We start from the raw sequence: 23,692 nt of genomic DNA on the forward strand, positions 1-23,692 counted from the left end.
GTGCACGAGGACTTCGACGAGTTCGCGGTGGCGGCTTGGCCGCGGCTGCGGCACGCGGCGTGGTTGCTCACCGGCCACGACCAGGATGCCGAGGACCTCGCCTCCGCGGCGCTTGCCAAGACCTTCGCGGCCTGGCGCAGGGTGCGTTCCGAACAGCCCTACGCCTACGCCCGGCGGTGCGTGCTCAACGCACAGATCGATCGGGTACGCCGTCGGCGGAACCGCGTCGAGCTGGTCACCGACGTCGTCCCCGACATCGCCGAGAGCGGCGTCGGCGGCGGCTCCGCGCAGTCCGACCGGATCGCCGATCGTGACCAGCTGGCTGCACTGCTGGGAACCCTGTCCGTCCGGGAGCGACAGATCGTGGTGCTCCGCTACTACTTCGACTCCTCCGAGGCCGAGGTCGCCGAGGAGCTCGGTATCTCGGTCGGGACCGTGAAGAGCACGGCGTCGCGCGCGCTGGCTCGGCTGCGGGTCGAGAACGGGTCAGGACTGGAGGTCCACTCATGAACGTCACCGAGCTCACCGAAGCAATGCAGGGCTCCCGAGCACCGTCCGCGGGCCCGGACCTGGACGACATCCGACGACGGGGCCGGACCCTGGCGCACCTGCGACGAGCGCGGATCGGGGTTGCCGCCGCCGTCGCCGCCGCGGTGCTGGCGGCGCCGTGGACCTTGCTGCCCGACGCCGACCACGATGCTGCGGGCTTCTCCGACCGCCGGGGCACCCAGGACAGCTCCCCCGAGCAGGTGTTCCTGTCCACGGCACCCTTCGCCGAACCGGTCGGATCGGTGGTCGACGTCGACATGAAGTTCTACGTCCGCGAGCACGGAAGCTCGGTCGGCAGCATCGCGCTGTGGGCCGAGGAGCCCGGGCCCCGGCTCGCCTACGGCTCGCGCGCCATCGACGGCGACCTCCAGGTCCGCCGGGCCGGCTACCTGGACGCTCCCGTCCTCCCGCGCCGCGACGGACGCATGGTGCGGGTGCCGGGTCCCGTCGGCGAGCCGACGTACGTCGGCCTGATCGCGAACCCCGACGCCCGGGTCGTCACCGCCACCGTGCGGACGCGCTCGACCGACACCGACGTCCGCTCCGGGGTCAGCACGACCGCCGACCCCGGTTACCTGCTGGTGTGGGTGAGCGCGACGACCGGCAGCGAGGCCGGGATCGACCTGTTGGCGTTCGCCGTGCGCGGCGACGACGGCGCCGTGCTTGCCCGCGGCACCTTCGGCTGAGCCGGGCCGGTCGCGAGCCGGAGCTCAGAGGCCCAGGATCTCCCGGGTCCGGACCACGTCGCCCTTCATCGTCTCGATCAGCGCCTCGATGCCCTCGAACGCGACCATGCCGCGCAGTCGGGCGACGAACGATATCTCGACCGTGGCGCCGTACAGGTCGAGGTCGGTGCGGTCCAGGACGTAGGCCTCGACGCGACGCTCGCGCTCCCCGTCGAAGGTCGGGTTCGTGCCCACCGAGATCGCAGCGGGGAACGGCGCCTCGCCCTCGACGTCGGTGCGGCGCAGCCAGCCGGCGTACACGCCGTCGGCGGGAGCGGCCACCCCCTGGGTCGGCACGTTCGCCGTGGGGAAGCCGAGCTCGCGACCGCGCTGGTCCCCCTTCACGACGACGCCGGTCACGGCGTACGGGCGACCGAGCGCCTCGGCTGCTCCCTCGACGTCGCCGGCGAGCAGGCAGGTACGCACGTACGTCGAGGACCACACCTGCGGCCCGCCGTCCAGGGCGATGCCCTCGACGGTGAAGTCGTGGTCGTGCCCGGCGGCCCGCAGCGTCGTGACGTCGCCGGAGGCACGGGCACCGAACCGGAAGTTCGCACCGACCACGACCGCACGGGCCTGCAGGCTCTCGACGATCACCGCGGTGATGAAGTGATCCGGGGTCCACGCGGCGATGTCGCGGGAGAACGGCACGACCAGGACGTCGTCGGCGCCGGCCTCGGCCAGCAGCGCGCACCGGGTATCCACGTCGGTCAGCATCAACGGCGCGTGGTCGGGGCGCAGCACCGCCATCGGGTGCGGGTCGAAGGTCACTGCGACCAGCGGGACGCCGGCGGCATCGGCGATCTCCCGGGCGCGGGCGATCACGTGCCGGTGGCCGAGGTGGACGCCGTCGAAGTTGCCGATGACGACGACGGTCCGGCCGAGGTCAGCCGGCACCTGCTCGAGGAAACGCCACACACGCACGGGTCGAGCCTACTGTTCGTGGATCCGGACCACGGCGTCGAGGTTCAACGGACCGTAGATGTGCGGGAACTCGTCGTCGGTGCCGGGCACGGGCTCGACCACCAGCGGCGAGGTCAGCCGCGCCGGATCGATCTCGAGCAGCACCAGCTCCTCGGGGACGTCGGTGTAGAAACGGGTCCGGACGCCGCGCCACTGGTCCTCGCGGGAGGCGTGGATGAAGCCCTCCTGCTCCAGGGTGCGCCCCAGCGTGGAGATCCGGTAGTCGCCGGACTCCTGGGCCGCTGCCCAGTCCGAGACCAGGGCGAGGTGGAAGATGTTGTCCTCGTTCACACGAACACCGCCACGGGTCGGGCGAGGTCTCCCCCGCGCTCGTACAGGGCCAGGAACTCGCCGGTCGGCGCGAACACCGCGGTGGGGACCTGCTCGGGCAGGTCGATGGGCAGCTTCTTGCCGACCCGGACCATGGCGGCCTGCACGTCGTCCAGCTCGTACGCCGGGAAGCTCGCCCGGGCCGCGTCGCTGATGTCGAGCAGGCTGAAGTCCTCGGCGAGCTCCTCGAGCGTGTGCGCCTGGTCGATGCCGAAGGGCCCGACCGCCGTCCGCCGCAGCGCCGTCAGGTGACCGCCGACGCCGAGGTCGGCGCCGAGGTCGCGCGCGATCGCGCGGATGTAGGTGCCGCTCGAGCACGCGACCGCTATGTCGACGTCGAGGAAGTCGTCGACCGCCTCGACCCGGGAGACGGTGATGGCGCTGATCCTCACCCGACGGGCCGAGATCTGCACGTCCTCGCCGGCCCGCACGCGCTCGTAGGCGCGCTTGCCGTCGATCTTGATGGCCGAGACCGCCGAGGGCACCTGGTCGATCTCGCCGACCATCGATGCCAGGCCGGCGCGGACGGCGTCCTCGGAGACACCGCCCACCGGGTGGGTCGCGACGAACTCACCTTCGGCGTCGTCCGTGCTGGTGCTCGCGCCGAGGCGGACCGTGGCGTCGTACCCCTTGTCGGTGAGCAGGAGGTGCCCGAGCAACCGGGTCGCCCGGTTCACCCCGACGACCAGGACCCCGGTGGCCATCGGGTCCAGCGTGCCTGCGTGGCCGACCTTGCGGGTCCCGGCGAGGCGACGCACCCGCGCCACCACGTCGTGCGAGGTGATGCCGGCGGGCTTGTCGACGACGACCAGCCCGTTCACGACTCGGAGTCGTCCTCGAGCTCGTCCTCGTCGTCCGCGTCGTCTTCCACACGCGGCTTCTTGTACGGGTCGGCCTCGCCGGCGTACGTCGCGCCGGTGCGGCTGGCGGCGACCTGCTCGTCCTGCGCCCGGGCGATGTCGAGCAGGTCGTCGATCGCGCGGGCCGACTCCGGCAGCGCGTCGTGGATGAACTCGAGCGCCGGCGCGTGGCGCATGCCGAGCTGCTTGGCGACCTCGGAACGGATCAGGCCCTTGGCCGACTCGAGCGCCGCCGCGGTGCCCGCCAGGTCTTCCGCCGACTGCTCGCCGCCGAGCGAGAGCACCGTGTAGAACACCGAGGCGTTCTGGGTGTCACCGGTGACCCGGACGTCGGTCACGGTGACGAACCCGAGCCGCGGGTCCTTGATCCGCCGCTCGAGCATCTCGGCGACGATCACCTTGATCCGGTCGGCGACCTTGCGGACGCGGGGGCTGGCCATGGCTTTGCTCCTTGCCTGCTGGTTTTTCGTGGGGCGACGAAAAACCACCTCGAACTGGTGAAGTTTCGGGCTGGCGATCCGGTTTCACCGGTTACCCCGGGAAACCGGACCGCCGCCGGCGCGTCGAATCAGCCGCGCGGGATCTCCCTCATCTCGTAGGCCTCGATGACATCGCCTTCCTTGATGTCGTTGAAGCCCTTGACGACGAGACCGCACTCGAAGCCCTCACGGACCTCGGAGGCGTCGTCCTTCTCGCGCTTGAGCGATGCCAGGTCGGCGGTCTCGACGATGACGGCACCGTCGCGGATGACCCGGACCTTGGCGTTGCGCCGCAGCAGGCCGCTGGTGACCATGCAACCGGCGATGTTGCCGATCTTGGACGAGCGGAAGATCGCACGGATCTCCGCCTGACCCAGCACCGACTCCTCGAACTCCGGCTTGAGCATGCCCTTGAGGGCCGCCTCGATCTCCTCGATGGCCTGGTAGATCACGGTGTAGTACCGGATCTCGACGCCTTCCTTGTCGGCCATCTGGCTCGCCTTGCCCTGCGGGCGGACGTTGAAGCCGATGATGATCGCGTCGGAGGCGGCGGCCAGGTCGACGTTGGTCTCCGTGATCGCACCGACACCGCGGTCGATGACGCGCAGGCTGACGTCGTCGCCGACGTCGATCTGGGCCAGCGCGTCCTCGAGAGCCTCGACCGAACCGGACACGTCGCCCTTGAGGATGAGGTTGAGCTCCTGGCTCTCGCCCTTCTCCATCGACGCCATGAAGTCCTCGAGGCTGCGACGCACGCGGCGCTTGGCCTGCATGGCGGCACGCTCGCGCGCCTCCCGCTTCTCGGCGATCTGACGGGCCATACGGTCGTCCTCGACCACGATGAAGTTCTGACCCGCGCCGGGGACCCCGGAGAGACCCAGCACCATGGCCGGACGCGACGGGTCGGCCTCCTCGATGTTCTCGCCGTGCTCGTCGAGCATGGCGCGCACGCGGCCGTACGCCGGACCGGCGACGATCGAGTCGCCGACACGGAGCGTTCCGCGCTGCACCAGGATCGTGGCGACCGGGCCGCGACCGCGGTCCAGGTGCGCCTCGACGACGAGACCCTGCGCGTCCTGACGCGGGTTGGCACGCAGGTCGAGCGAGGCGTCGGCGGTCAGCACGACGGCCTCGAGCAGCTTGTCGAGGTTGAGGTTCGACTTCGCCGAGACGTCGACGAACATGGCGTCGCCGCCGTACTCCTCGGGCACCAGGCCGTACTCGGTCAGCTGTCCGCGGACCTTGGTCGGGTCCGCCTCGGGCTTGTCGATCTTGTTCACCGCGACCACGATCGGGACGCCGGCGGCCTTGGCGTGGTTCAACGCCTCGACCGTCTGCGGCATCACGCCGTCGTCGGCCGCGACCACGAGGATCGCGATGTCGGTGGCCTGGGCACCACGGGCACGCATGGCCGTGAAGGCCTCGTGACCGGGGGTGTCGATGAAGGTGATCCGGCGGTCGTTGCCGTCCACCTCGGCGTGCACCTGGTAGGCACCGATGTGCTGGGTGATGCCACCGGCCTCCTTGTCGACGACGTTCGCGTTGCGGAGCGCGTCGAGGAGCTTCGTCTTACCGTGGTCGACGTGACCCATGACGGTCACGACCGGCGGCCGGATGACCAGGTCTTCCTCGTCGCCCTCGTCGGCGCCGAACTCCAGGTCGAAGGACTCCAGCAGCTCGCGGTCCTCGTCCTCCGGGGAGACGATCTCGAGGACGTAGTTGAGCTCCTCGCCGAGCAGCTCCAGCGTCTCGTCGTTGACCGACTCGGTCGCGGTGACCATCTCGCCGAGCGAGAACAGCATCTGCACCAGCGATGCCGGGTCGACGCCGACCTTCTCGGCGAAGTCCGTCAGCGAGGAACCACGAGCGAGACGCACGGTCTCGCCGTTGCCCTTGCGGACGCGGATGCCGCCGATCGTGGGCGCTTCCATCTGCTCGAACTCTTGACGACGCGCGCGCTTCGACTTGCGACCACGACGCGACGGGCCACCCGGGCGGCCGAAGGCACCCTGGGTGCTGCCGCGCTGACCGGGGCGGCCACCGCCGCCGGGGCGGCCACCGGGACCGCCACCACCGGGAGCACCACCGGGACCGCCGCCGAAGCCGCCGCGACCGGGAGCTCCTGCGCCGGCACCAGGACGAGCACCCGGACCGCCGCGACCCGGCGCACCGCCGGGACCGCCACGACCGGGACCACCGGCACCAGGACCGCCGGGACGCGGACGCGCACCGCCGGGGCCACCACCGAAGGCGGCCGGGGACTTGGGCATCATCGCCGGGTTCGGGCGCGGCATACCGGGCCGGCCGGCCGGAGCACCGGCGGCCGGGGCACCCGGCGCACCACCGTCGCGCGGGGCGGGAGCCGCCGGACGACGGCCCATGCCCTGCGTGGAGGCGAACGGGTTGTTGCCGGGGCGCGGTGCGCCCGGGGTGGGCGGCTTCGGCGCGGCGGGCGCCTCGGCGGCCGGCGGCTCCTCGGCCGGGGGCTCGACGACCGGCGCCTGTGCCGCGGGGGCCTCGGGCTCGGGCGTCTCCTCGACGACCTCGGTCGCCTTGGTGCGCGGGCCCGGGCGCGGAGCAGCCTTTGCCGCAGCCGGAGCCACCTCCTCGGCAGCCGGAGCCTCGACCTCAGCCTCGGCAGGCGCCTCGGCGGTCTTGGCAGCAGCCTTCTTGGCGGGCGCCTTCTTGGCGGCCTTCTTCGCCGCCGCTGCTTCCGCCTTGGCGGTCAGCTCGGCGCCGTACTTGTCTTGGAAGCGCTTCACGACGGGGGGCTCCACCGTCGACGAAGCAGCCTTGACGAACTCGCCGAGCTCGCTCAGCATCCCCAGCACGTCCTTGCTGGTGACGCCGTATTCCTTTGCGAGCTCGTGGACTCGGACCTTGGACACTCTTGTTCCTCCTGGTCCGAGCCCGGGGATGAACCGGGGTCTGCGGACCGCTAGTTGATGTGCATGCTCATCGCGAAGTTCTCATCGCAGGCTCATGAGCTGATGCTCCAGTTTCATCTCGGTTCATCGGACAGGGGTGGTGAGGTGCTCGCGGAGCCCGGCCAGGTCCAGCGCTCCCGCACCGCTCCCCGCGTCGTGACGCAGGGCCCGGCCGAAGGCACGCTTTCGCTCGGCGAGCTCGAAGCACGCAAGGGACGGATGCAGGTGCGCTCCGCGACCCGGCGCCGAGCCGCCCGGATCCGGGACGACCGTCCCGGCGCCTGCGACGACTCGTAGCAGCTCACTCTTGGCGGCCCGCTTCCGGCACCCGATGCACGTCCGAACAGGCTCGGAAGGGCGTCGGGGGTCTTGGGGGGTCACCAGCGAGGAGTCTAGCGCGTTCCGGTCGCGACTCCGAACCGGCTGGCCGCTGCGCGGCCGACTCCTGCTCAGTCCTCGGGCGCCTCGTCGGAGCGGATGTCGATGCGCCACCCCGTCAGACGGGCGGCCAGGCGGGCGTTCTGCCCCTCCTTGCCGATCGCGAGCGACAGCTGGAAGTCCGGGACGACGACCCGGGCGGCCCGCGCAGCCTCGTCGACGACCGTGACGCTGGTGACCCGAGCCGGGCTGAGCGCGTTGGCGACCATCTCCGCCGGGTCCTCGGACCAGTCGACGATGTCGATCTTCTCGCCGTGCAGCTCAGCCATCACGCTCCGGACCCGCTGGCCCATCGGACCGATGCAGGAGCCCTTCGCGTTGACCCCGGCGACGTCGGTCCGCACCGCGATCTTGGTCCGGTGGCCGGCCTCGCGGGCGATGGCGACGATCTCGACCGTGCCGTCGGCGATCTCCGGGACCTCGAGGGCGAACAGCTTCTTCACCAGGTTCGGGTGGGTGCGCGAAAGCATCACCTGCGGCCCCCGCATGCCCTTGCGGACGCTGACCACCAGCGCCTTGAGCCGGGAACCGTGCGAGTAGTCCTCCCCCGGGACCTGCTCGCCCGAGGGCAGCAGCGCCTCGAGCTTGCCCAGGTCGACCATCACGTCGTGGGGGTCGCGACCCTGCTGGATCAGTCCGGAGACGATGTCGCCCTCCTTGCCGGAGAACTCCCCGAACTTGATCTCGTCCTCGGCGTCGCGGAGCCGCTGCAGCATGATCTGCTTCGCCGTCGTGGCGGCGATCCGGCCGAAGTCGGCCGGGGTGTCGTCGAACTCCTCGCCCTCGGGGACCCCGTCCTCGGTGGTCTCCTGGGCGTACACGACGACGTGACCCGACTTGCGGTCCAGGTGGACCCGCGCCTTCTCCAGCGCCCCCGGCGACTTGTGGTACGCCGTCAGCAGCGCCTGCTCGATCGCCTCGACCAGGATGTCGAAGGAGATCTCCTTCTCCCGCTCGAGCGAGCGCAGGATGCTCATGTCGATGTCCACGTCTCAGCCTTCCCTCTTGAATTCGATCTGGATCTTGGCCTTGGCCACGGACGCGAGTGCGACCGTGACTTCGGTGCCGCCCACGTCCAGCGTCGCGGAGTCCTCGTCGCTGGTGACGATGCGACCGGTCAGCTCCTCGCCCTCGGTCAGGCTCACCTTGACCAGCCGGGTGGCGTTGCGACGCCAGTGCCGTGGCAGCGTCAGCGGACGGTCGACGCCGGGAGAGGTGACCTCGAGCGTGAACGGGTTGCCCCCCATGAGGTCGGCCTCGTCGAGCGCGTCGGAGACCACCTTGGTGGCCTCGGCGACGTCGTCCATGCTCACCCCGCCGTCCTTGTCCACGGCGACGCGCAGGACCGACCGCTTGCCTGCCTTCGACAGGTCGAGCGCCTCGAGGTCGAGGCCGAGGCCCTGCACCGGCCCGCTCAGCAGGGCTGTCAGGCGGTCGATGATGTCCGTCGTACCCGGAACACCCATGGGCGACCTCCTGCTCTGTTGTTGTGGTTCCCCAACCCTAGTGCAACCGGGCAACGCGGGATCCCACCCCCGCGCTGGATACGATGCGCACGATGGCACCGACAGACCCGTTCCCCCGCACCGGCCCGACGGTCCTTCGCCGACGCACCGTGCTGGCGAGCGGTGCCCTGGGCACGGCGGCCCTCCTCTCCGGGTGTGCGCTGAACAACCCGTTCGACTCGACCAAGGAGCCGGCAGCCGAGGTCGTCCAGGACCTCGCTCCCGACGTCGGTCTCGCCGTCACGGCCGTCGGCCTGCTGCTCGCGACCCAGGAGAAGGTCCGGCTCGCGACGTCGACCTTCCCGGGTCTCGGACCGAAGCTGGCCGGCCTGACCGCCCTGCACCAGGCGCACCTGGAGGCGCTGCAGGACGCCGTACCGGACGACGTCGACCCGGCACCTGCCCAGGCTCCCCCGGCAGCTCCGGCCTCTCGCCCACTGGCGATGAAGGACGTCCGCACCGCCGAGAAGGCCCTTCACGACCAGCTCGTCGGCCTGGCGCTGCGTGCCGAGAGCGGTCCGTTCGCGCGACTGCTCGCCACGATGACCGCGGGGATCTCCCAGCAGCTGGCGGTCCTGGGATGACCCCGGTCGACGCGTTGCAGGCTGCCCTCGCCGACGAGCACGCCGCGGTGTACCTGAGCGGGGTGCTCGGCGCCCAGGCATCGGAGTCCACCCAGCCGCAGCTGTACGCCCAGCTGTCCGAGGGCTACCGGCTCCACCGCCGCAACCGGGACCGGCTCGCGGCCCTGGTGCGGGCAGCGGGCGCCGAGCCGGTCGCTTCAGCGGTGGCCTACGCGATCCCGGCCAAGCTCGACACGTCCGCAGAATTGAACGATGCGGCGCTCCAGCTGGAGCGCCGCATCGTCAAGACCTACGGCCAGCTCGTCGAGAACACCGCCGGCGCAGAACGCCGATGGGCCCTTGTCGCTCTCGACAGCGCAGCCGTCCGTCAGGTGGAGCTCCGAGGAACCCCCGAGATGTTCCCCGGCTCCGTGTCTTGATCTTGTCCGTTCCCGGCACCTGATGAAACAACCGCGCCGCTTCCGGTTCGTGCACTGCACAACCCCGCAACTTCCTGCAGGGTGGGCTCAGCCCGCTTCCGGTCCGACCCTCAGGCTCGTCTGAGCGCTCGGGTGCTGCGGGGTCGACAGCACCCGTACGACGAGCCGCACCTGCCTCCTGGGCGTCGGCACGGTCAGCACCGCGGTGCCGTCGGCATCGAGCCCGGCCTGCGTCAGCCGGACGTACGTGCCGTCCTTGCGCCGGAGCACGGCGACGGCGTCTCCCGCCCTGGCGCCGCGCACCGAGACCGTGATGGTGGTCGTGCCACCCTCGTTCGTGCTGCTCGCGGTCACCACCGGGACGACGACCACGCGGACGGCGTTGCTCCGCACCTTGTTCGCAGTGGCCAGGCGCAGCTCGGAGGTCCGCGCGAGCGCCGGGCTGGTGATCGCCACCTGGCCCCGCCTGTCGGTCTTCGCCGCGGCAACCTGGGTCCAGCGCTGCTTGCCGACCCGGGCCATCAGGCGGACCGAGCGCTTGCGCAACCGGTGTCCGTCCTCAGCCGTGACGACGCCCGTGACGGTCACCGGGGTGTCGGCAGGCACGCGGCGGTCGGAGACCTCGATCGAGACCGCGGCGGGGACGCGGCGTACCGGAGGCACTGTCGCACCGGTCGACGAGCTCGCCGTCGGCGTGGGCGCGCCGATGGGCGCGGTCGGCGGCGCGGACGTCGTCGGCAAGGAGCTGGCGGTCGCCGTCGAGCCCGGTGCCGACGGCTCGGTGGCGGAGGCCGTCGGGGTGGGCGTGGCGGTCGGGCCGGTGGCGCCCGCGGTCGGCGACGCGCCGGCGGTCCGCTCCGGGGTGCGCGAGACGACGGGGGGACGTACCGGATCCGGCGCGGGTACGCCGACCGGCCCGAGCACGTCGTGCGCAAGCTCCTGCACCGGGTCCGGCAAACCGCCCGTGTACGCCGCCGCGACACCCGTCGAGAGCGCGACCGCCGCCACCGCCGTGGTCGCGCCGACCCCGACACGGCTGAAGATCCGGCGTACCGACCCGTGGTGACGCTGCGCAGCGAAGGCAGCGACGAAATCGCGTTCGCCGGCGAGCTCGTCGGGGGTTCCGGGTGCGCGCAGGGCGCGCACGATGGGGTCGTCGGAGGAGAAGTCCTCGTCGTCGTTCTCGATCACTACCCCACCTCCTCGTGCTCGTCGTTCGCGCGTGCGCGCGGGTTCTCCGCCAGTGCTCTCAGCGCCCGGTGGACGCTGACCCGGACGGTGCCGGGTTTCTTGCCGACCATCTCGGCCACGGTCGCGACGTCCAGGCCGGCGACCACCCGGAGCATCACCATCTCGGCCTGCTCGCGGGGCAGTGTCGCCACCAGGTCGAGCGCGGCCCGGGTGGAGACGCTCTCCAGCGCGTCCGCCTCGGCGCTCGGCGCCACCTCGTCGTCGATCGGTTCGGCGAGGTAGATCACCGGTCTCGCCGTACGGCCCCTGCCCTGGTCGATCGCCCGGTTGCGGGCGACGGTGAACAGGAATCCGCGGAAGTCCCGGGAGCTGCCCTGGAACTTCGGCAGATCCCGGATGACCTGGAACCAGGTCTCGGCCGCCAGGTCCTCGGGCGAGTCGTTCCTCCCGACGGTCAGGTAGCGCAGCAGCGGGGGGTGCAACGTGCGCCAGAGCTCCACGAATCCCGCTTCCTCGCCGTTCCGGGCCTGCTCGAGAGCGAGGTCCAGCGACTCGTCGGCCTGACCAGTGCGGTGATCAGGCCGACGAGACGGATCTGGGCGTTCGGATCCGGTCAGACCGGTATCCCTTCGCTAGGCCGACGGGAGGCGACGGCTTGGTGGAACCACGCGGAGCTGGTTACTTCACGACGATGGTACGAGTCGCACTCCGCGCCGCAGGCGCCTCAGCGGTCTTGGGGAAGAACAGGTAGTACCGCATCGACCGGGTCGGCGTGACGGTGAAGGTCACGCTGCCGTCGGCTCCCGAGACCGCCGACGCCAGTGCTGCGAACTTCTTCGTGCCGACCGGCTTGCCCCACAGCTGGACGTTCTGGCCGGCGTACGCGACGGCCGACTTGGTCAGCACGCCACTGACGGTCGCTGAGCTGCCACGCGTGATCGTGCCTGCGGAGACCGCGGAGGTCAGCGCGGTGGACCGGACCCCGACGTGCACCACGGCGCTGCGGGCCTTGCGGTACTTCTTGGTGCCCTGGAAGACGAGCTTGTAGGACGTCTTCACCAGCGGCTTGACCGTGAACTGGACACGACCGTTGTGGTTGGTCCGCTTCGCGGCTCCGAAGCCCCACTCGGTGGCGCCGGCCTTGCGTGCCAGCAGCACGACGATCTTGTGACGGATCGGCTTCTTCTTCGACAGCAACCGGCCGCTCACCGTGTCGTAGCCCGCAGGGTTGACGACCGCGGTGGCACGACGGATCGACAGCGACGCCGCCTTGCGGGTCGCGGTGTGGGTCGGGACCCGGACCTTGACGGTCGCGACACCGCTGCGGGACTTGTTCGCTGCCGCATCGCCGGGGAACGACCAGCGGTAGCGCGTCGTCTCGGCCGGCGTGACCGTCAGGGAGAGACCGCCCTGCGGGCCGCTGACGTCGGTGCCGACGGGGAGGAACGCATCCTCGCCCGGGAGCTTCGCCTCCAGCGTGACGGTCTTGCCCGGCAGCGCCTGACCGCCTCCGATGCGAAGACTGCCGTTGATGGCGACGCTGCCGCCAGGTGCGACCGCTGCCTTGGTGGCGCGGATCGCGATCGACGTCGTGTGCGGGCCGGCGCCGACGGCGCTGCCGACGGAGACCAGCGTCGCGGCAGCGGTCGCGAGAGCCGCGACGGTCGCCGTACGACGAAGCAGGGACGAGAACATGCAAGGGCCTCCTGGCTGGGACGGCGACGGGATCGCCTCTCACCACCTACCAGCGCAGGTGCCCCCGGATGCGTTACACGGCGTGTCGACCGGGTTCCCGCTGGTCTACCAGGAGTCGATCACGGCAGGGATCTCGGCGAGCTCGTGCACGACCGCGTCCGGCTCTCCCTCCGTGTGCCCGACCTGCTCCGCCGGGATCACGCTGTGCGGCACGTGGATGGCCTTCATCCCGGCGTTGTGCGCGCCCCAGACGTCGTCGAACAGCCGGTCGCCGACGTACACGCAGCGCGCCGGGTCGCTGACTCCGATCGCCTCCATCGCGGCTCCGAAAGCCTTCGGCGAGGGCTTCGTCCAGGGGATCTCGCTGGTGTACACGTCCCCGTCGATCAGGTCCAGGACACCGTCGCGCTCGAACCAGCCGCGGTGCCACGACCGCGGCCACAAGGTGTTCGACAGCACCCCGACCTTGATCCCCCGTGCACGCAGCTCGGTCCACAACGGGCCGACCTGGGGGTCGGTCAGCGTGTGCGGTTCCCAGAATTCGCGGTACGCCGTCAGCAGCTCGGGGTCGTGGCTGAGCCCTGCCTGCTCGAACAGGTCGTCGACGGTGGCGCTGCGCTGCTCGTCGCGGCTCCAGCCCCACACGACCGACCCGGCCTGGTGCAGCGCGGTGGCGTAGCGGTGGTGGTCGTCCTCGGGTGTCGGTGTACTCACGACGGCTTGGGCCAGGGCGAGCGACTCGGCGTGGAAGTCGATGTCGTGCCAGGCGGTCAGCGTGCCGCCCCAGTCAAAGATGACGGCGTCAACAGGTGCACGGTTCACCGGGCGAACCTACCGAGGAGCAAGGCGACCGAGCACGCGATTTTGGCGGAGGTGTTTCGGATCGAACCAGGCGGGCACGGTCGCTGGAGCCATGACAACCGAACTCCCTGGAGGTGATTACTCATGGCACGCATCACCCGGAACCTGGCGGCTGGAGCCGTCGCGGCACTCAGCATCGGCACCCTCGGCGCGACCGCTGCGCCGGCGAACGCCGACGGATCGCACCACCGCAACGGCGGCAAGGGCTTCTCGCTGACCAGGAGCGCGGCCGCCACGCTCGACAAGTTCGACGTCGACCTGGAGTGGGGCGGCAACGCCCGCCACAGCCGCCTCGCGCACGACCGCAACGGTGCGCGCGGGTCGATCACGTTCGACGGCACGAACGCCGACGTGACCTGGTCGCGGATCAGGATCAACGAGCGGAAGAACAAGGTCACCGCCGTGGTCGGCGGCGAGCGGATCGCCGTGCTGAAGTTCCGCGACTCCGACCGGAAGGCGCGCGCCACGCACCGTGGCCACCACCGCACGGTCCTCCGGCTCACCGATGCCGGCGCCGACTCGATCGACAAGGCGGCCGGCGCGGACGCGTTCGACGCCGGCGACGCCTTCGCCAAGAAGGGTCACCGTCACTACCGCCACCACCGGTGACGTCCTGCAGGTAGACCCCGTACGACGCAGCGGGCCCCGGCTGGTGCCGGGGCCCGCTGTCGTTCAGATCAGCTGCGCACCAGGCTGACGAGACGCTCGGCAGCGTCGCCGACGGCCACCTCGGTCCGCTCGCCCGTACGACGGTCCTTGATCTCGATCGTGCCGTCGGCCAGGCCGCGACCGACCGTCACGATCGTCGGGACGCCGATCAGCTCGGCGTCCTTGAACTTCACGCCGGGGCTGACCTTGCCGGCACGGTCGTCGTAGATCACGTCGAGGCCAGCGCCCGACAGCGCGTCAGCGAGTGCCGCGGCCGCGTCGAAGATCTCGGCCTCCTTGCCCGCGGCGACCACGTGCACGTCGGCAGGCGCGATCTCGCGTGGCCACACGAGGCCGAGTTCGTCGTTGTTGCCCTCGGCGATCGCCGCGACGGCGCGCGAGACGCCGATGCCGTAGGAGCCCATCGTGACAACGACCTGCTTGCCGTTCTCGTCGAGCACCTTGAGGTCGAGCGCCTCGGCGTACAGGCGGCCGAGCTGGAAGATGTGGCCCATCTCGATGCCGCGCTCGGATTCCAGGGTCCCGTCACGTCCCTCGACCGCGCACACCGGGCAGGCGTCGCCGTCGCGCACGTCGGCGGCCTCGATGGTGCCGTCCGGGGTGAAGTCGCGCCCGACGACGAGGTCGATCACGTGCTTGCCGGCCTCGTTCGCACCGGTGACCCAGCGGGTGCCCGCCGACACCCTGGGGTCGACGAGGTAGCGGATGCCCGACGTCGACTCCTCACCGAGGACGCCGGGGCCGATGTAGCCCTTGACCAGGGCGGCGTGCTTGGCGAGCTCGGCCTCCCCCATCGGCTCGACCTCGATCGGCTCGAGCTGGCCCTCCAGACGCTTCTGGTCGACCTCGCGGTCGCCAGGCAGACCGATCGCCAGCGGCTCCCGGGTGCCGTCGGGGTGCTTGAGCACGACGAGGACGTTCTTGAGGGTGTCGCCGGCAGCCCAGGGCCGGTCCTCGCGCGGGTGCTTCTCGTTGAGCAGCGCGACGAGCGTGTCGATGGTGGGCGTGTCCGGCGTGTCCTCCGCGTGCGCGGCCGGTACGTCGTCGTACCCGACAGCGGCGGGAGCGGGCACCTCGACGGCCTCGACGTTGGCCGCGTAGTCGCAGGTGGTGCAGGCGACGTAGGTGTCCTCACCGACGGCAGCCTTCGCGAGGAACTCCTCCGACTTCGAGCCACCCATCGCCCCGGCCGTGGCCTTGACGATCACGTAGTCGAACCCGAGCCGGTCGAAGGTCTTGACGTACGCGGCGCGGTGCGCGGCGTAGGAGGCGTCCAGGCCCTCGTCGGTGGTGTCGAAGGAGTAGGAGTCCTTCATGACGAACTCGCGTCCGCGCAGGATGCCCGCCCTGGGACGCGCCTCGTCGCGGTACTTCGTCTGGATCTGGTAGAGCCAGACGGGCAGGTCCTTGTAGGAGGAGTACAGGTCCTTCACGACGAGCGTGAACATCTCCTCGTGCGTGGGGCCGAGGAGGTAGTCGCCGTCCCTGCGGTCCTTGAGCCGGAAGATGCCGTCGCCGTAGTCGGTCCACCGACCCGTCGCCTCGTAGGGCTCCCGGGGCAGCAGCGCCGGGAACTGCAGCTCCTGGGCGCCCATCGCGTCCATCTCCTCGCGGATGATGTCCTCGACGTTGCGCAGCACCCGCAGCCCCAGCGGCAGCCAGGTGTAGATGCCCGGCGCGGCCCGCCGGATGTAGCCGGCCCGCACCAGCAACCGGTGACTGGGAACCTCCGCGTCGGCGGGGTCATCGCGCAGCGTCCGGACGAACAGGGACGACATCCTCAAGATCATGGGGAGAGGCTATCTGCGGGGGTGCCGGGGCAACTAGGCGGTTCCGCCCGTGCTCGTCGTTCTCTAGGCTTCCGCCATGGCTCTCAGGGACAAGCTCGCGACCGCAGTACAGCCGTACCTCCAGCCGGGCGAACAGCTTCAGGTCGTCTTCATCGGGCAGTCGCACAGCCAGTGGCTGGCGCCACTCGTGGGATTCATCCCGTTCCTCTTCATCAACCGGTACCGCCAGGTCGCGGTCACCGACCGCCGCGTCCTGGTGCTCGACGGCGGCCACTGGAGCTCGATGAAGCCCCAGGCCGTCGCCTTCGAGCTCCCCCGGACCACCCGGCTCGGGCCGGGCTCGGGCATCTGGCACCGGATCGAGGCCGGCCCGGAGAAGATCCGGGTCGCGTACCGGTTCTTCAAGGACCTGCGCGAGGCCGACCGGCTCTCCGGGGCCGGCGCGACGCCGGTCGGCTGAGTCAGCTCCGGCCCGCGCGCAAGGCGGCCCGGATCATCGGGAACTGCAGCGGCAGCCGCCCGTACGCCGCTGCCTTGAGCGGCAGGCTCTTCGACTTCGAGGCGTCGACGGCCATCTTCACGTTGCCGACGTACACCCCGGCGAGGAGCGCGGCGCTGGCGAGACCCGCGACCTTGCGGGTCGGCGGGAACAGCAGGCCCGCGGCGCAGGCGATCTCGGCGACACCCGACCAGATGATCACCTCGCGGTGCGCCGGGACCCAGTCCGGCATCAGCGGTTCCCACACGTCCGGCTTGACGAGGTGCACCGTGCCCGAGGCGAGGAATCCGGTAGCGAGGAGCTTGGCGTCACGGCGCAGGGGTGCAGTCATGGCGCCACCCTAGCCATGTGGGCGAACCGGCTCAGAACATCAAGGTCGAGAACGTCGCCGTCTGCTGGAACCCGACCTTCGCGTACGCCGCCCTCGCCGGAGCGTTGTGCGCATTGACGTACAGCGCCACCGTCGGGGCGATCTCGGCCCGCGCGATCTCCGCGACGGCGGCCATGCCGCTGGTGCACAGGCCCTCCCCGCGGCGGGACGGATCGACGTACACGCCCTGCACCTGGCACGCGTACGGCGTCGCGCAGGCGATCTCGGCCTTGAAGAGCACCTTGCCGTTCTCGATCCGCGAGAACGACCAACCCCGGTTCACCAGCTGCGAGACCCGCGCGCGGTAGAGGTTGCGACCGCCGTCGCTCTCCGGGGAGACGCCGACCTCCTCGGTGTACATCGCCACGCACGACGGGTAGAGCTCGTCGACCTGGTGCGGCTCGGTCCGTCGTACGCCGGGGTCGGGCGCCACCTCGGCGGCACCGCTGATCTCCAGGTGCGGCTGGTCCCAGCGCTCGTCCCGGGCCGGCCCCCAGGACGGCTCGAGTGCCTCCCACAGGTCGGAGACGGCATCGCGCGGGCCGACGATCGTCGAGCTCTGCCGGCGCTGCTTCAGCGCCCGCTCGGCGTACGCCGCACAGGCCTCGGGCGATGCCTGGACCGGGACCATGTTGGCGCCGACGTGGCACAGCGAGAGCAGCTCGCCCTCCTGCTCGTAGCCCCACATCTGGCCGCCGAGCCAGCGCTGGTCGAGCTGGGTGATCCGGCTGCGGTACTCCGCGAAGACATTGGTGACCGGATCCGCCTCCAGGACCACCAGCGCAGCGGAGAGGTCAGCCGGGCCGAGGACGCGCACGGTACCGGGGCGGCCGTCGGGCCGCTCGGCGTCCGGTTCCGAAGCGACGATCACGGCCACACCCTAGAGGAACCGCTACCTTGAGAACATGGTCAACCACGCTGCCAGGGTCGTCTTGGCCACGACCCTCGTGCTCGGCCTCGGGTCGGCCGGGTGCAGCGAGGAGAAGAAGGCCACCGCGGCGAAGACCCCGGGACTCAGCGAGTGCCGCAAGCAGTGGGGCGACGTCGCGGACGCGATCGTCGGTCTGGACGAGGACAAGCACCCCTCCGCACTGGCCAGCCGCTGGACGAGCGTGGTGGCGACGGTGGACTACTACGAGAACACCGACACCGCGACCGACTGCCAGCAGAAGATCGCCGCCCAGCTCGACGCGATCACCGCCCTGCGCCAGTTCAGCACCCGTCTCCAGCCCTACGACATGGAGTTCCAGGCCGACGAGCGCGCCGCCGACGTCGGTCGCTACCTGGCAGACCCGTTGCCGGCTCCGACGAAGGGCAAGGGCGGCAAGAAGAGCAGACCGCCGAAGAAGGCTGCGGTCGCCGCTGCCCTCAAGACGCTCGAGGACAACGCCGCGGCGGCGAACGCCGAGCTCGCGCCCGGCTGGGGTCAGCTCGCGTCGGTCGAGCTCACCGACGAGGCTGCCGTGAAGGCGGCCCTCCAGGACCTCGAATTCCTGGCGAAGGACAGCCCGACGTGGGTGCGGTGCAACGCGGCGCTCGCGGTCATCGAGAAGGCGGTGCGAGCACAGCTGGGGCTCGGCCCGAACGACCCGCTGCCGGTAGCGCCGACGGCCACGAGCAGCCCGACGAGCACGCCGTCGAGCACCCCCGGTGGAACGCCGTCGGGAACGCCCGCCACGACACCGACGGGGACCCCCTCGGGCACGCCGACCAGCTCTGCCTCGGTCACCCCGACGCGGTAGCGCTCAGGAGACGGTGACCTCCGCGGAGGCGCCCTCGACGGGCTCCATCTCCTCGGCCAGCCGCATGGCCTCCTCGATGAGGGTCTCGACAATCATCGCCTCGGGCACGGTCTTGATGACTTCGCCCTTGACGAAGATCTGACCCTTGCCGTTGCCGGACGCGACGCCGAGGTCGGCCTCGCGGGCCTCCCCCGGACCGTTGACGACGCAGCCCATGACGGCCACCCGCAGCGGCACCTCCATCCCCTCGAGCCCGGCGGTGACCCGCTCGGCGAGGGTGTAGACGTCGACCTGGGCGCGGCCGCAGGACGGGCAGGAGACGATCTCGAGCTTGCGCGGGCGCAGGTTCAGCGACTGCAGGATCTGGATGCCGACCTTGACCTCCTCGACCGGCGGGGCGGACAGCGAGACCCGGATCGTGTCCCCGATGCCCTGGGAGAGCAGCGCGCCGAACGCGGTCGCCGACTTGATGGTGCCCTGGAACGCCGGCCCGGCCTCGGTGACCCCGAGGTGCAGCGGCCAGTCCCCCGCCTCGGCGAGCAGCTCGTAGGCGCGCACCATCACGACGGGGTCGTTGTGCTTGACCGAGATCTTGAAGTCGCGGAAGCCGTGCTCCTCGAAGAGCGACGCCTCCCACTTCGCCGACTCGACGAGAGCCTCCGGGGTGGCCTTGCCGTACTTGGCCAGGAGTCGCGGGTCCAACGACCCGGCGTTGACGCCGATACGGATGGAGGTCCCGTGGTCGGTGGCCGCTCGGGCGATCTCCTTGATCTGGTCGTCGAACTTCTTGATGTTGCCCGGGTTCACCCGCACCGCCGCACAGCCGGCCTCGATCGCGGCGAAGACGTACTTGGGCTGGAAGTGGATGTCCGCGATCACGGGGATCTGCGAGTGCTTCGCGATCTCGGGCAGCGCGTCGGCGTCGTCCTGCGAGGGACACGCCACCCGGACGATGTCGCAGCCTGTCGCGGTCAGCTCGGCGATCTGCTGAAGGGTCGCGTTGACGTCCGAGGTGAGCGTCGTGGTCATCGACTGCACCGAGACGGGCGACTCGCTCCCGACCCCGACCTTGCCGACCTTGATCTGGCGGGTGGGGCGGCGGGGGTTCAGCACCGGCGGCGGGGCCGCGGGCATGCCGAGCGAAACCGAAGTCATGCCCTCAGGCTACCGGTCTGACCTGCACCGGGACCCATCAGCGTCAGGTGATCGGGACCGCGAGATCGGCGTAGACCAGCAGGACGGTCATCACCAGCAGGACACCTGCGGTGACGTAGGCCACGGGGAGCAGCTTCGCGACGTCGAAGTGGCCCGGGTCCGGGCGGCCGAACAGCTTGGCCCAGCCCCGCCGCAGCGCCTCGTACAGGGCACCGGCGATGTGTCCGCCGTCCAGGGGCAGCAGCGGAACGAAGTTGAACATCCCGACGAACAGGTTCACGCCCGCGAGCAGGGTGATGATGAACGCGACCTTGTTGCCGCCGGCGATCGAGTCGTCCGCGCTGACCTCTCCGGCGACACGTCCGATGCCGACGACGCTCATCGGGCCCTCGGGGTCGCGGTCCTGCAGACCGAGCACCGCGCGACCGACGTCCCAGATCCGCGCAGGCATGTGGCCGAGCGACTTGACCGTCTCCACGGTCATGTCCCCCATCTGCTCCACGGTGTAGAGCGGGCCCTTCGAGACGTTCTCGGTACGGGGGCTGATGCCGAGGTAGCCGACCTTGACCGACTTCAGGTCGTCGTCCATCGAGGGCAGCGTGTTGACCTGGGTGGTGACCGACTTCTTCAGCGTCTCGCCGTCGCGCAGCACGGTGATGGTGACGCTGGCGTCCGGGTGCGACCGGATCAGCTTCTGGAGCTGGGTGTAGCTGGTGATCCTGGTGTCGTCGAAAGCGACGATCTTGTCCCCGGGGCGGATGTCCGCGGTCTTGCTCGGCGCCTCAGGGTCGGTCGGCAGGCAGGTGTCGCGCGCCGCCTGCTCCCCCTTCGGGACGGCGATCACGCAGTCCGCGCGGGTCGCCACGGTCGTCGTGGCCTCGCTGACGCCGTGGAAGTAGAACAATCCGCCGAACAGGAAGAACGCGATGACCAGGTTCACCGTGGGGCCGCCGGCCATCACGATGACCTTCTTCCACCACGGCAGCTGGTAGAACATCCGGTTCTCGTCACCGGGCTGGAGCAGGGCGGCCTCGGCCTCGCGGGCGTCGGAGATCAGGCGGGAGAAGCCGCTCTGCGGCTTGCCCGACGGCTTGTCGGGGTGCGGCGGGAGCATCCCGATGATCTTCACGAAGCCGCCGAGCGGGAACGCCTTGATGCCGTACTCGGTGCCGTTGCGCTTGGTCGACCAGAGCGTGGTGCCGAAACCGACGAACCACTGCGGGACCCGGATGCCGAATTTCTTCGCCGGGATCATGTGCCCGAACTCGTGCAGCCCGATGGAGACCGCCAGGCCCACGACGATCGCAAGCACACCAGCGATGTAGAGCAGTACGGTCATCGGTCCTTCTCCAGCAGACGTTTCACCTCGGTGCGAGCCCAGGCGTCGGCGTCGAGGACGTCGTCCAGGGAGAGGTTCGTTCGGTTCGAGCCTACGTCGGTACGGGTGGAACCGTGCGACAACAGGACATCTCCGACAGTGTCGACGATCCCGGTGAACGGCAGCCTCCCCTCACGGAACGCCGCCACGCACTCCTCGTTCGCCGCGTTGTAGACCGCCGGAGCGGTGCCACCGGCAGCTCCTGCCTCGCGGGCCAGCCGTACGGCGGGGAAGGCCTCGTCGTCCAGCGGGAAGAATTGCCAGGTCTGGGCCGTCGTCCAGTCGACCGCCGGCGCCACCGCTGGCACCCGGTCCGGCCACGCCATCCCGAGGGCGATCGGGATCAGCATCGTCGGCGGTGAGGCCTGCGCGATCGTGGAGCCGTCGGTGAACTCGACCATCGAGTGCACCACCGAGGTCGGGTGCACCACGACGTCGATGCGGTCGAACGGGATGTCGAAGAGCAGGTGTGCCTCGATCACCTCGAGACCCTTGTTGACCAGCGTCGCGGAGTTGATCGTCACGACCGGGCCCATGTCCCAGGTCGGGTGCGCCAGCGCCTCGTCGACGGTGACTTCGGCGAGCTCGTCGCGGCTGCGGCCCCGGAACGGTCCCCCGCTCGCGGTCAGCACCAGCTTGGCGACCTCGGCCTCCGAGCCGCTGCGCAGGCACTGGGCCAAAGCGCTGTGCTCGCTGTCGACCGGCACGATCTGGCCGGGGCGGGCCCGCGAGGTGACCACCGAGCCGCCCATGATCAGCGACTCCTTGTTCGCCAGCGCGAGCGTGTTGCCCGCCTCCAGCGCTGCGACGGTCGGACGCAGGCCGACAGCGCCGGTGATGCCGTTGAGGACCACGTCGCAGTCCAGGGCGGCGGCGTCGACCGAGGCGCTCTCCCCCAGCCCGGAGAACGCCGGAGCGAATTCGGCGACCTGGGCGTCGTACAGGTCGCGCTGGGACCCGCCTGCAGTCAGACCGACCACCCGGAACCGGTCCGGGTTCGCACGGACCACGTCCAGCGCCTGGGTGCCGATCGATCCGGTCGAGCCGAGGATGACGACGTCGCGCCGCTCAGTGGTCATGCGCGGAGCCTAGATGTTGAGCGCGACGTACTTCGTCTCGAGGTACTCCGCGATCCCCTCGTTGCCACCCTCGCGCCCGGTGCCGGACTGCTTCACGCCACCAAACGGGGCGCCGGCGTTCGAGACGATGCCCTGGTTCAGACCGATCATCCCGGTCTCGAGCGCCTCGCAGACCTTGAAGGCCCGGGTCAGGTCCTTGGTGAAGACGTAGGACACCAGGCCGTACTCGGTGCGGTTGGCGGCCTCGATCGCCTCGGCGTCGGTCTTGAACGTCGCGATCGGGGCGACGGGGCCGAAGATCTCCTCGCTGAGCACCCGGGCGTCGTGCGGGACGTCGACGAGCACCGTCGGCTCGTAGAAGTAGCCGCGGTCCTCACCCTTCTTACCGCCGGTGACCACGGTGGCGCCCTTGGTGACCGCGTCGGTGACGAGCTCGGCGACCTTGCCCTGCTGGGCGGCGTCGATCAGCGGCCCGACGTCGATGCCCGCGTCGGTACCGCGGCCGACCTTGAGCGCGCCCATCCGCGCCGCCAGCTTGTCGCCGAACTCCTTGGCCACCGACTCGTGCACGTGGAACCGGTTCGCCGAGGTGCACGCCTCGCCCATGTTCCGCATCTTCGCGAGCATCGCGCCGTCGACGGCCGCGTCGATGTCGGCGTCAGCGAAGACCAGGAACGGGGCATTGCCACCGAGCTCCATCGAGACCTTGAGGACCTGGTCGGAGGCCTGGGCGATCAGCTTCTTGCCGACCTCGGTCGAGCCGGTGAACGACAGCTTGCGCAGCCGCGGGTCCTCGATGATCGGCGACGAGACCTCACCGGAACGGGTCGCGGTGATCACGTTGAGCACGCCGGGCGGCAGACCGCACTCCTCGAGCACCTTCGCCAGGGCGAGCATCGACAGCGGGGTCTGCTGGGCGGGCTTGACGACCATCGTGCAGCCAGCGGCGATGGCCGGACCGATCTTGCGGGTGCCCATCGCGTTCGGGAAGTTCCACGGGGTGATGAAGTAGCAGGGGCCGACCGGCTGACGCATCACCAGCACCCGGCTCGCGCCGTTGCCCGAGGTCTTGTAGTAGCCGTCGAGGCGCAGGGCCTCCCCGGAGAACCAGCGGAAGAACTCGGCGGCGTAGGCGAGCTCGCCCTTGGACTCCGAGACGGCTTTGCCCATCTCCAGCGTCATCAGCAGCGCCAGCTCCTCGGCCTGCTCGCCGAGCGCCAGGAAGGCGCGGTGCAGGATCTCCGAGCGCTCGTTGGGCGGCGTGGCGGCCCAGCCGGCCTGGGCTGCGACGGCTGCGTCCAGGGCTGCCCGGGCGTCGCCGGCAGTCGCGTCGGCGACCTCGCACAAGGCCTTGCCGGTGGCCGGATCCTCCACCTCGAAGGTCGCGCCGCCGGTCGCGTCGCGCCACTCCCCGCCGATGTAGAGCTGCTTGGGTACGGCGGACAGAACGGACTGCTCGGTGGGTTCGCTGCTCATGCGTCCAC

26 protein-coding genes are annotated in these 23,692 nt (G+C 70.5%); 7 read left to right on the forward strand and 19 right to left on the reverse strand.

The features are described from left to right. A complete protein-coding gene (locus tag ABIE44_RS02005; RefSeq protein WP_354437771.1) occupies window positions 1-510 on the forward strand; it encodes a SigE family RNA polymerase sigma factor in 510 nt (169 codons plus the stop codon). After that, window positions 507-1,235, forward strand: coding sequence for a hypothetical protein (locus tag ABIE44_RS02010; RefSeq protein WP_209722874.1), 729 nt, complete (start codon window positions 507-509; stop codon window positions 1,233-1,235). Before ABIE44_RS02005 ends, ABIE44_RS02010 begins: the two co-directional genes overlap by 4 nt. 24 nt (window positions 1,236-1,259) lie before the next feature. Here the strand turns inward: ABIE44_RS02010 and ABIE44_RS02015 are convergent, their stop codons facing one another. From ABIE44_RS02015 to rimP, 8 genes are all read right to left on the reverse strand, one after another. Further along, on the reverse strand, window positions 1,260-2,198 hold the full coding sequence (locus ABIE44_RS02015) for a bifunctional riboflavin kinase/FAD synthetase (protein WP_209722870.1): 939 nt from the start codon (window positions 2,196-2,198) through the stop codon (window positions 1,260-1,262). Window positions 2,199-2,207: 9 nt separating this feature from the next. Continuing rightward, window positions 2,208-2,528 (reverse strand): DUF952 domain-containing protein, encoded by a 321-nt coding sequence (locus ABIE44_RS02020; protein WP_209722867.1) that lies wholly within the window; start codon window positions 2,526-2,528, stop codon window positions 2,208-2,210. Then, window positions 2,525-3,388, reverse strand: a complete 864-nt coding sequence (truB, locus tag ABIE44_RS02025; RefSeq protein WP_209722864.1) for a tRNA pseudouridine(55) synthase TruB — start codon at window positions 3,386-3,388, stop codon at window positions 2,525-2,527. Before truB ends, ABIE44_RS02020 begins: the two co-directional genes overlap by 4 nt. After that, window positions 3,385-3,867 carry a 30S ribosome-binding factor RbfA gene (gene rbfA, locus ABIE44_RS02030; RefSeq protein ID WP_209722861.1) on the reverse strand — a complete coding sequence of 161 codons (483 nt, stop codon included), beginning with the start codon at window positions 3,865-3,867 and terminating at the stop codon, window positions 3,385-3,387. Before rbfA ends, truB begins: the two co-directional genes overlap by 4 nt. A gap of 128 nt (window positions 3,868-3,995) precedes the next feature. Continuing rightward, window positions 3,996-6,794, reverse strand: a complete 2,799-nt coding sequence (gene infB, locus ABIE44_RS02035) for a translation initiation factor IF-2 (RefSeq protein ID WP_209722858.1) — start codon at window positions 6,792-6,794, stop codon at window positions 3,996-3,998. Between the two features lie 123 nt (window positions 6,795-6,917). Further along, window positions 6,918-7,325, reverse strand: a complete 408-nt coding sequence (locus ABIE44_RS02040) for a YlxR family protein (RefSeq protein WP_354437772.1) — start codon at window positions 7,323-7,325, stop codon at window positions 6,918-6,920. After that, window positions 7,283-8,260: a transcription termination factor NusA gene (gene nusA / locus ABIE44_RS02045; protein WP_209722850.1), complete on the reverse strand. Its 978-nt coding sequence runs from the start codon at window positions 8,258-8,260 to the stop codon at window positions 7,283-7,285. The genes ABIE44_RS02040 and nusA overlap by 43 nt, the downstream gene beginning before the upstream one ends. 3 nt (window positions 8,261-8,263) lie before the next feature. Further along, on the reverse strand, window positions 8,264-8,737 hold the full coding sequence (rimP, locus tag ABIE44_RS02050; RefSeq protein WP_209722848.1) for a ribosome maturation factor RimP: 474 nt from the start codon (window positions 8,735-8,737) through the stop codon (window positions 8,264-8,266). Between the two features lie 92 nt (window positions 8,738-8,829). Here rimP and ABIE44_RS02055 point away from each other — a divergent pair, with 92 nt between their 5' ends. Beyond that, window positions 8,830-9,360 carry a hypothetical protein gene (locus ABIE44_RS02055; RefSeq protein WP_209722845.1) on the forward strand — a complete coding sequence of 177 codons (531 nt, stop codon included), beginning with the start codon at window positions 8,830-8,832 and terminating at the stop codon, window positions 9,358-9,360. Beyond that, window positions 9,357-9,779: a DUF4439 domain-containing protein gene (locus ABIE44_RS02060; RefSeq protein ID WP_209722842.1), complete on the forward strand. Its 423-nt coding sequence runs from the start codon at window positions 9,357-9,359 to the stop codon at window positions 9,777-9,779. Before ABIE44_RS02055 ends, ABIE44_RS02060 begins: the two co-directional genes overlap by 4 nt. Window positions 9,780-9,866: 87 nt before the next feature. On the opposite strand, the gene ABIE44_RS02065 is transcribed toward ABIE44_RS02060, so the two are convergent. The 4 genes from ABIE44_RS02065 to ABIE44_RS02080 all read right to left on the reverse strand — a co-directional run bounded on the left by ABIE44_RS02065 (window position 9,867) and on the right by ABIE44_RS02080 (window position 13,487). Beyond that, entirely contained in the window at window positions 9,867-10,970 is a 1,104-nt protein-coding gene (locus tag ABIE44_RS02065; protein WP_209722839.1) for a hypothetical protein, read from the reverse strand. Further along, on the reverse strand, window positions 10,970-11,470 hold the full coding sequence (locus ABIE44_RS02070; protein ID WP_209722836.1) for an RNA polymerase sigma factor: 501 nt from the start codon (window positions 11,468-11,470) through the stop codon (window positions 10,970-10,972). The genes ABIE44_RS02065 and ABIE44_RS02070 overlap by 1 nt, the downstream gene beginning before the upstream one ends. 178 nt (window positions 11,471-11,648) lie before the next feature. After that, a complete protein-coding gene (locus tag ABIE44_RS02075) occupies window positions 11,649-12,665 on the reverse strand; it encodes a hypothetical protein (RefSeq protein ID WP_209722833.1) in 1,017 nt (338 codons plus the stop codon). A gap of 105 nt (window positions 12,666-12,770) precedes the next feature. Next, window positions 12,771-13,487 (reverse strand): HAD family hydrolase, encoded by a 717-nt coding sequence (locus ABIE44_RS02080; RefSeq protein ID WP_209722829.1) that lies wholly within the window; start codon window positions 13,485-13,487, stop codon window positions 12,771-12,773. Window positions 13,488-13,610: 123 nt separating this feature from the next. Here ABIE44_RS02080 and ABIE44_RS02085 point away from each other — a divergent pair, with 123 nt between their 5' ends. Beyond that, on the forward strand, window positions 13,611-14,135 hold the full coding sequence (locus tag ABIE44_RS02085) for a hypothetical protein (protein ID WP_209722826.1): 525 nt from the start codon (window positions 13,611-13,613) through the stop codon (window positions 14,133-14,135). Window positions 14,136-14,203: 68 nt separating this feature from the next. Here the strand turns inward: ABIE44_RS02085 and ABIE44_RS02090 are convergent, their stop codons facing one another. After that, on the reverse strand, window positions 14,204-15,985 hold the full coding sequence (locus ABIE44_RS02090) for a proline--tRNA ligase (protein WP_209722823.1): 1,782 nt from the start codon (window positions 15,983-15,985) through the stop codon (window positions 14,204-14,206). Between the two features lie 76 nt (window positions 15,986-16,061). Between ABIE44_RS02090 and ABIE44_RS02095 the strand changes: the two genes are divergently transcribed. Next, window positions 16,062-16,445, forward strand: coding sequence for a hypothetical protein (locus tag ABIE44_RS02095; protein WP_209722820.1), 384 nt, complete (start codon window positions 16,062-16,064; stop codon window positions 16,443-16,445). 1 nt (window position 16,446) lies between these two features. On the opposite strand, the gene ABIE44_RS02100 is transcribed toward ABIE44_RS02095, so the two are convergent. Further along, on the reverse strand, window positions 16,447-16,815 hold the full coding sequence (locus tag ABIE44_RS02100; protein WP_209722818.1) for a DoxX family protein: 369 nt from the start codon (window positions 16,813-16,815) through the stop codon (window positions 16,447-16,449). A gap of 31 nt (window positions 16,816-16,846) precedes the next feature. Beyond that, entirely contained in the window at window positions 16,847-17,725 is an 879-nt protein-coding gene (locus ABIE44_RS02105) for a GNAT family N-acetyltransferase (RefSeq protein WP_354437773.1), read from the reverse strand. Window positions 17,726-17,759: 34 nt separating this feature from the next. Here ABIE44_RS02105 and ABIE44_RS02110 point away from each other — a divergent pair, with 34 nt between their 5' ends. Beyond that, window positions 17,760-18,596: a hypothetical protein gene (locus ABIE44_RS02110; RefSeq protein WP_209722815.1), complete on the forward strand. Its 837-nt coding sequence runs from the start codon at window positions 17,760-17,762 to the stop codon at window positions 18,594-18,596. Between the two features lie 3 nt (window positions 18,597-18,599). Here the strand turns inward: ABIE44_RS02110 and ispG are convergent, their stop codons facing one another. Genes ispG through ABIE44_RS02130 form a run of 4 tightly spaced genes read right to left on the reverse strand, consistent with a single transcriptional unit; the run spans window position 18,600 to window position 23,684 of the window. Beyond that, complete coding sequence (gene ispG / locus ABIE44_RS02115; protein ID WP_209722811.1) at window positions 18,600-19,751, reverse strand: flavodoxin-dependent (E)-4-hydroxy-3-methylbut-2-enyl-diphosphate synthase; 1,152 nt, start codon at window positions 19,749-19,751, stop codon at window positions 18,600-18,602. A 43-nt stretch (window positions 19,752-19,794) separates the two neighbouring features. Beyond that, window positions 19,795-21,090 carry a M50 family metallopeptidase gene (locus tag ABIE44_RS02120; protein WP_209722807.1) on the reverse strand — a complete coding sequence of 432 codons (1,296 nt, stop codon included), beginning with the start codon at window positions 21,088-21,090 and terminating at the stop codon, window positions 19,795-19,797. Next, window positions 21,087-22,208, reverse strand: coding sequence for a 1-deoxy-D-xylulose-5-phosphate reductoisomerase (locus tag ABIE44_RS02125; protein ID WP_209722803.1), 1,122 nt, complete (start codon window positions 22,206-22,208; stop codon window positions 21,087-21,089). Before ABIE44_RS02125 ends, ABIE44_RS02120 begins: the two co-directional genes overlap by 4 nt. Window positions 22,209-22,217: 9 nt before the next feature. After that, a complete protein-coding gene (locus ABIE44_RS02130; protein ID WP_209722800.1) occupies window positions 22,218-23,684 on the reverse strand; it encodes an NAD-dependent succinate-semialdehyde dehydrogenase in 1,467 nt (488 codons plus the stop codon). Window positions 23,685-23,692 lie beyond the last annotated feature (8 nt).

The sequence above is a fragment of the Marmoricola sp. OAE513 genome, assembly GCF_040546585.1.
In the GTDB taxonomy this organism is placed as follows: domain Bacteria; phylum Actinomycetota; class Actinomycetes; order Propionibacteriales; family Nocardioidaceae; genus Marmoricola.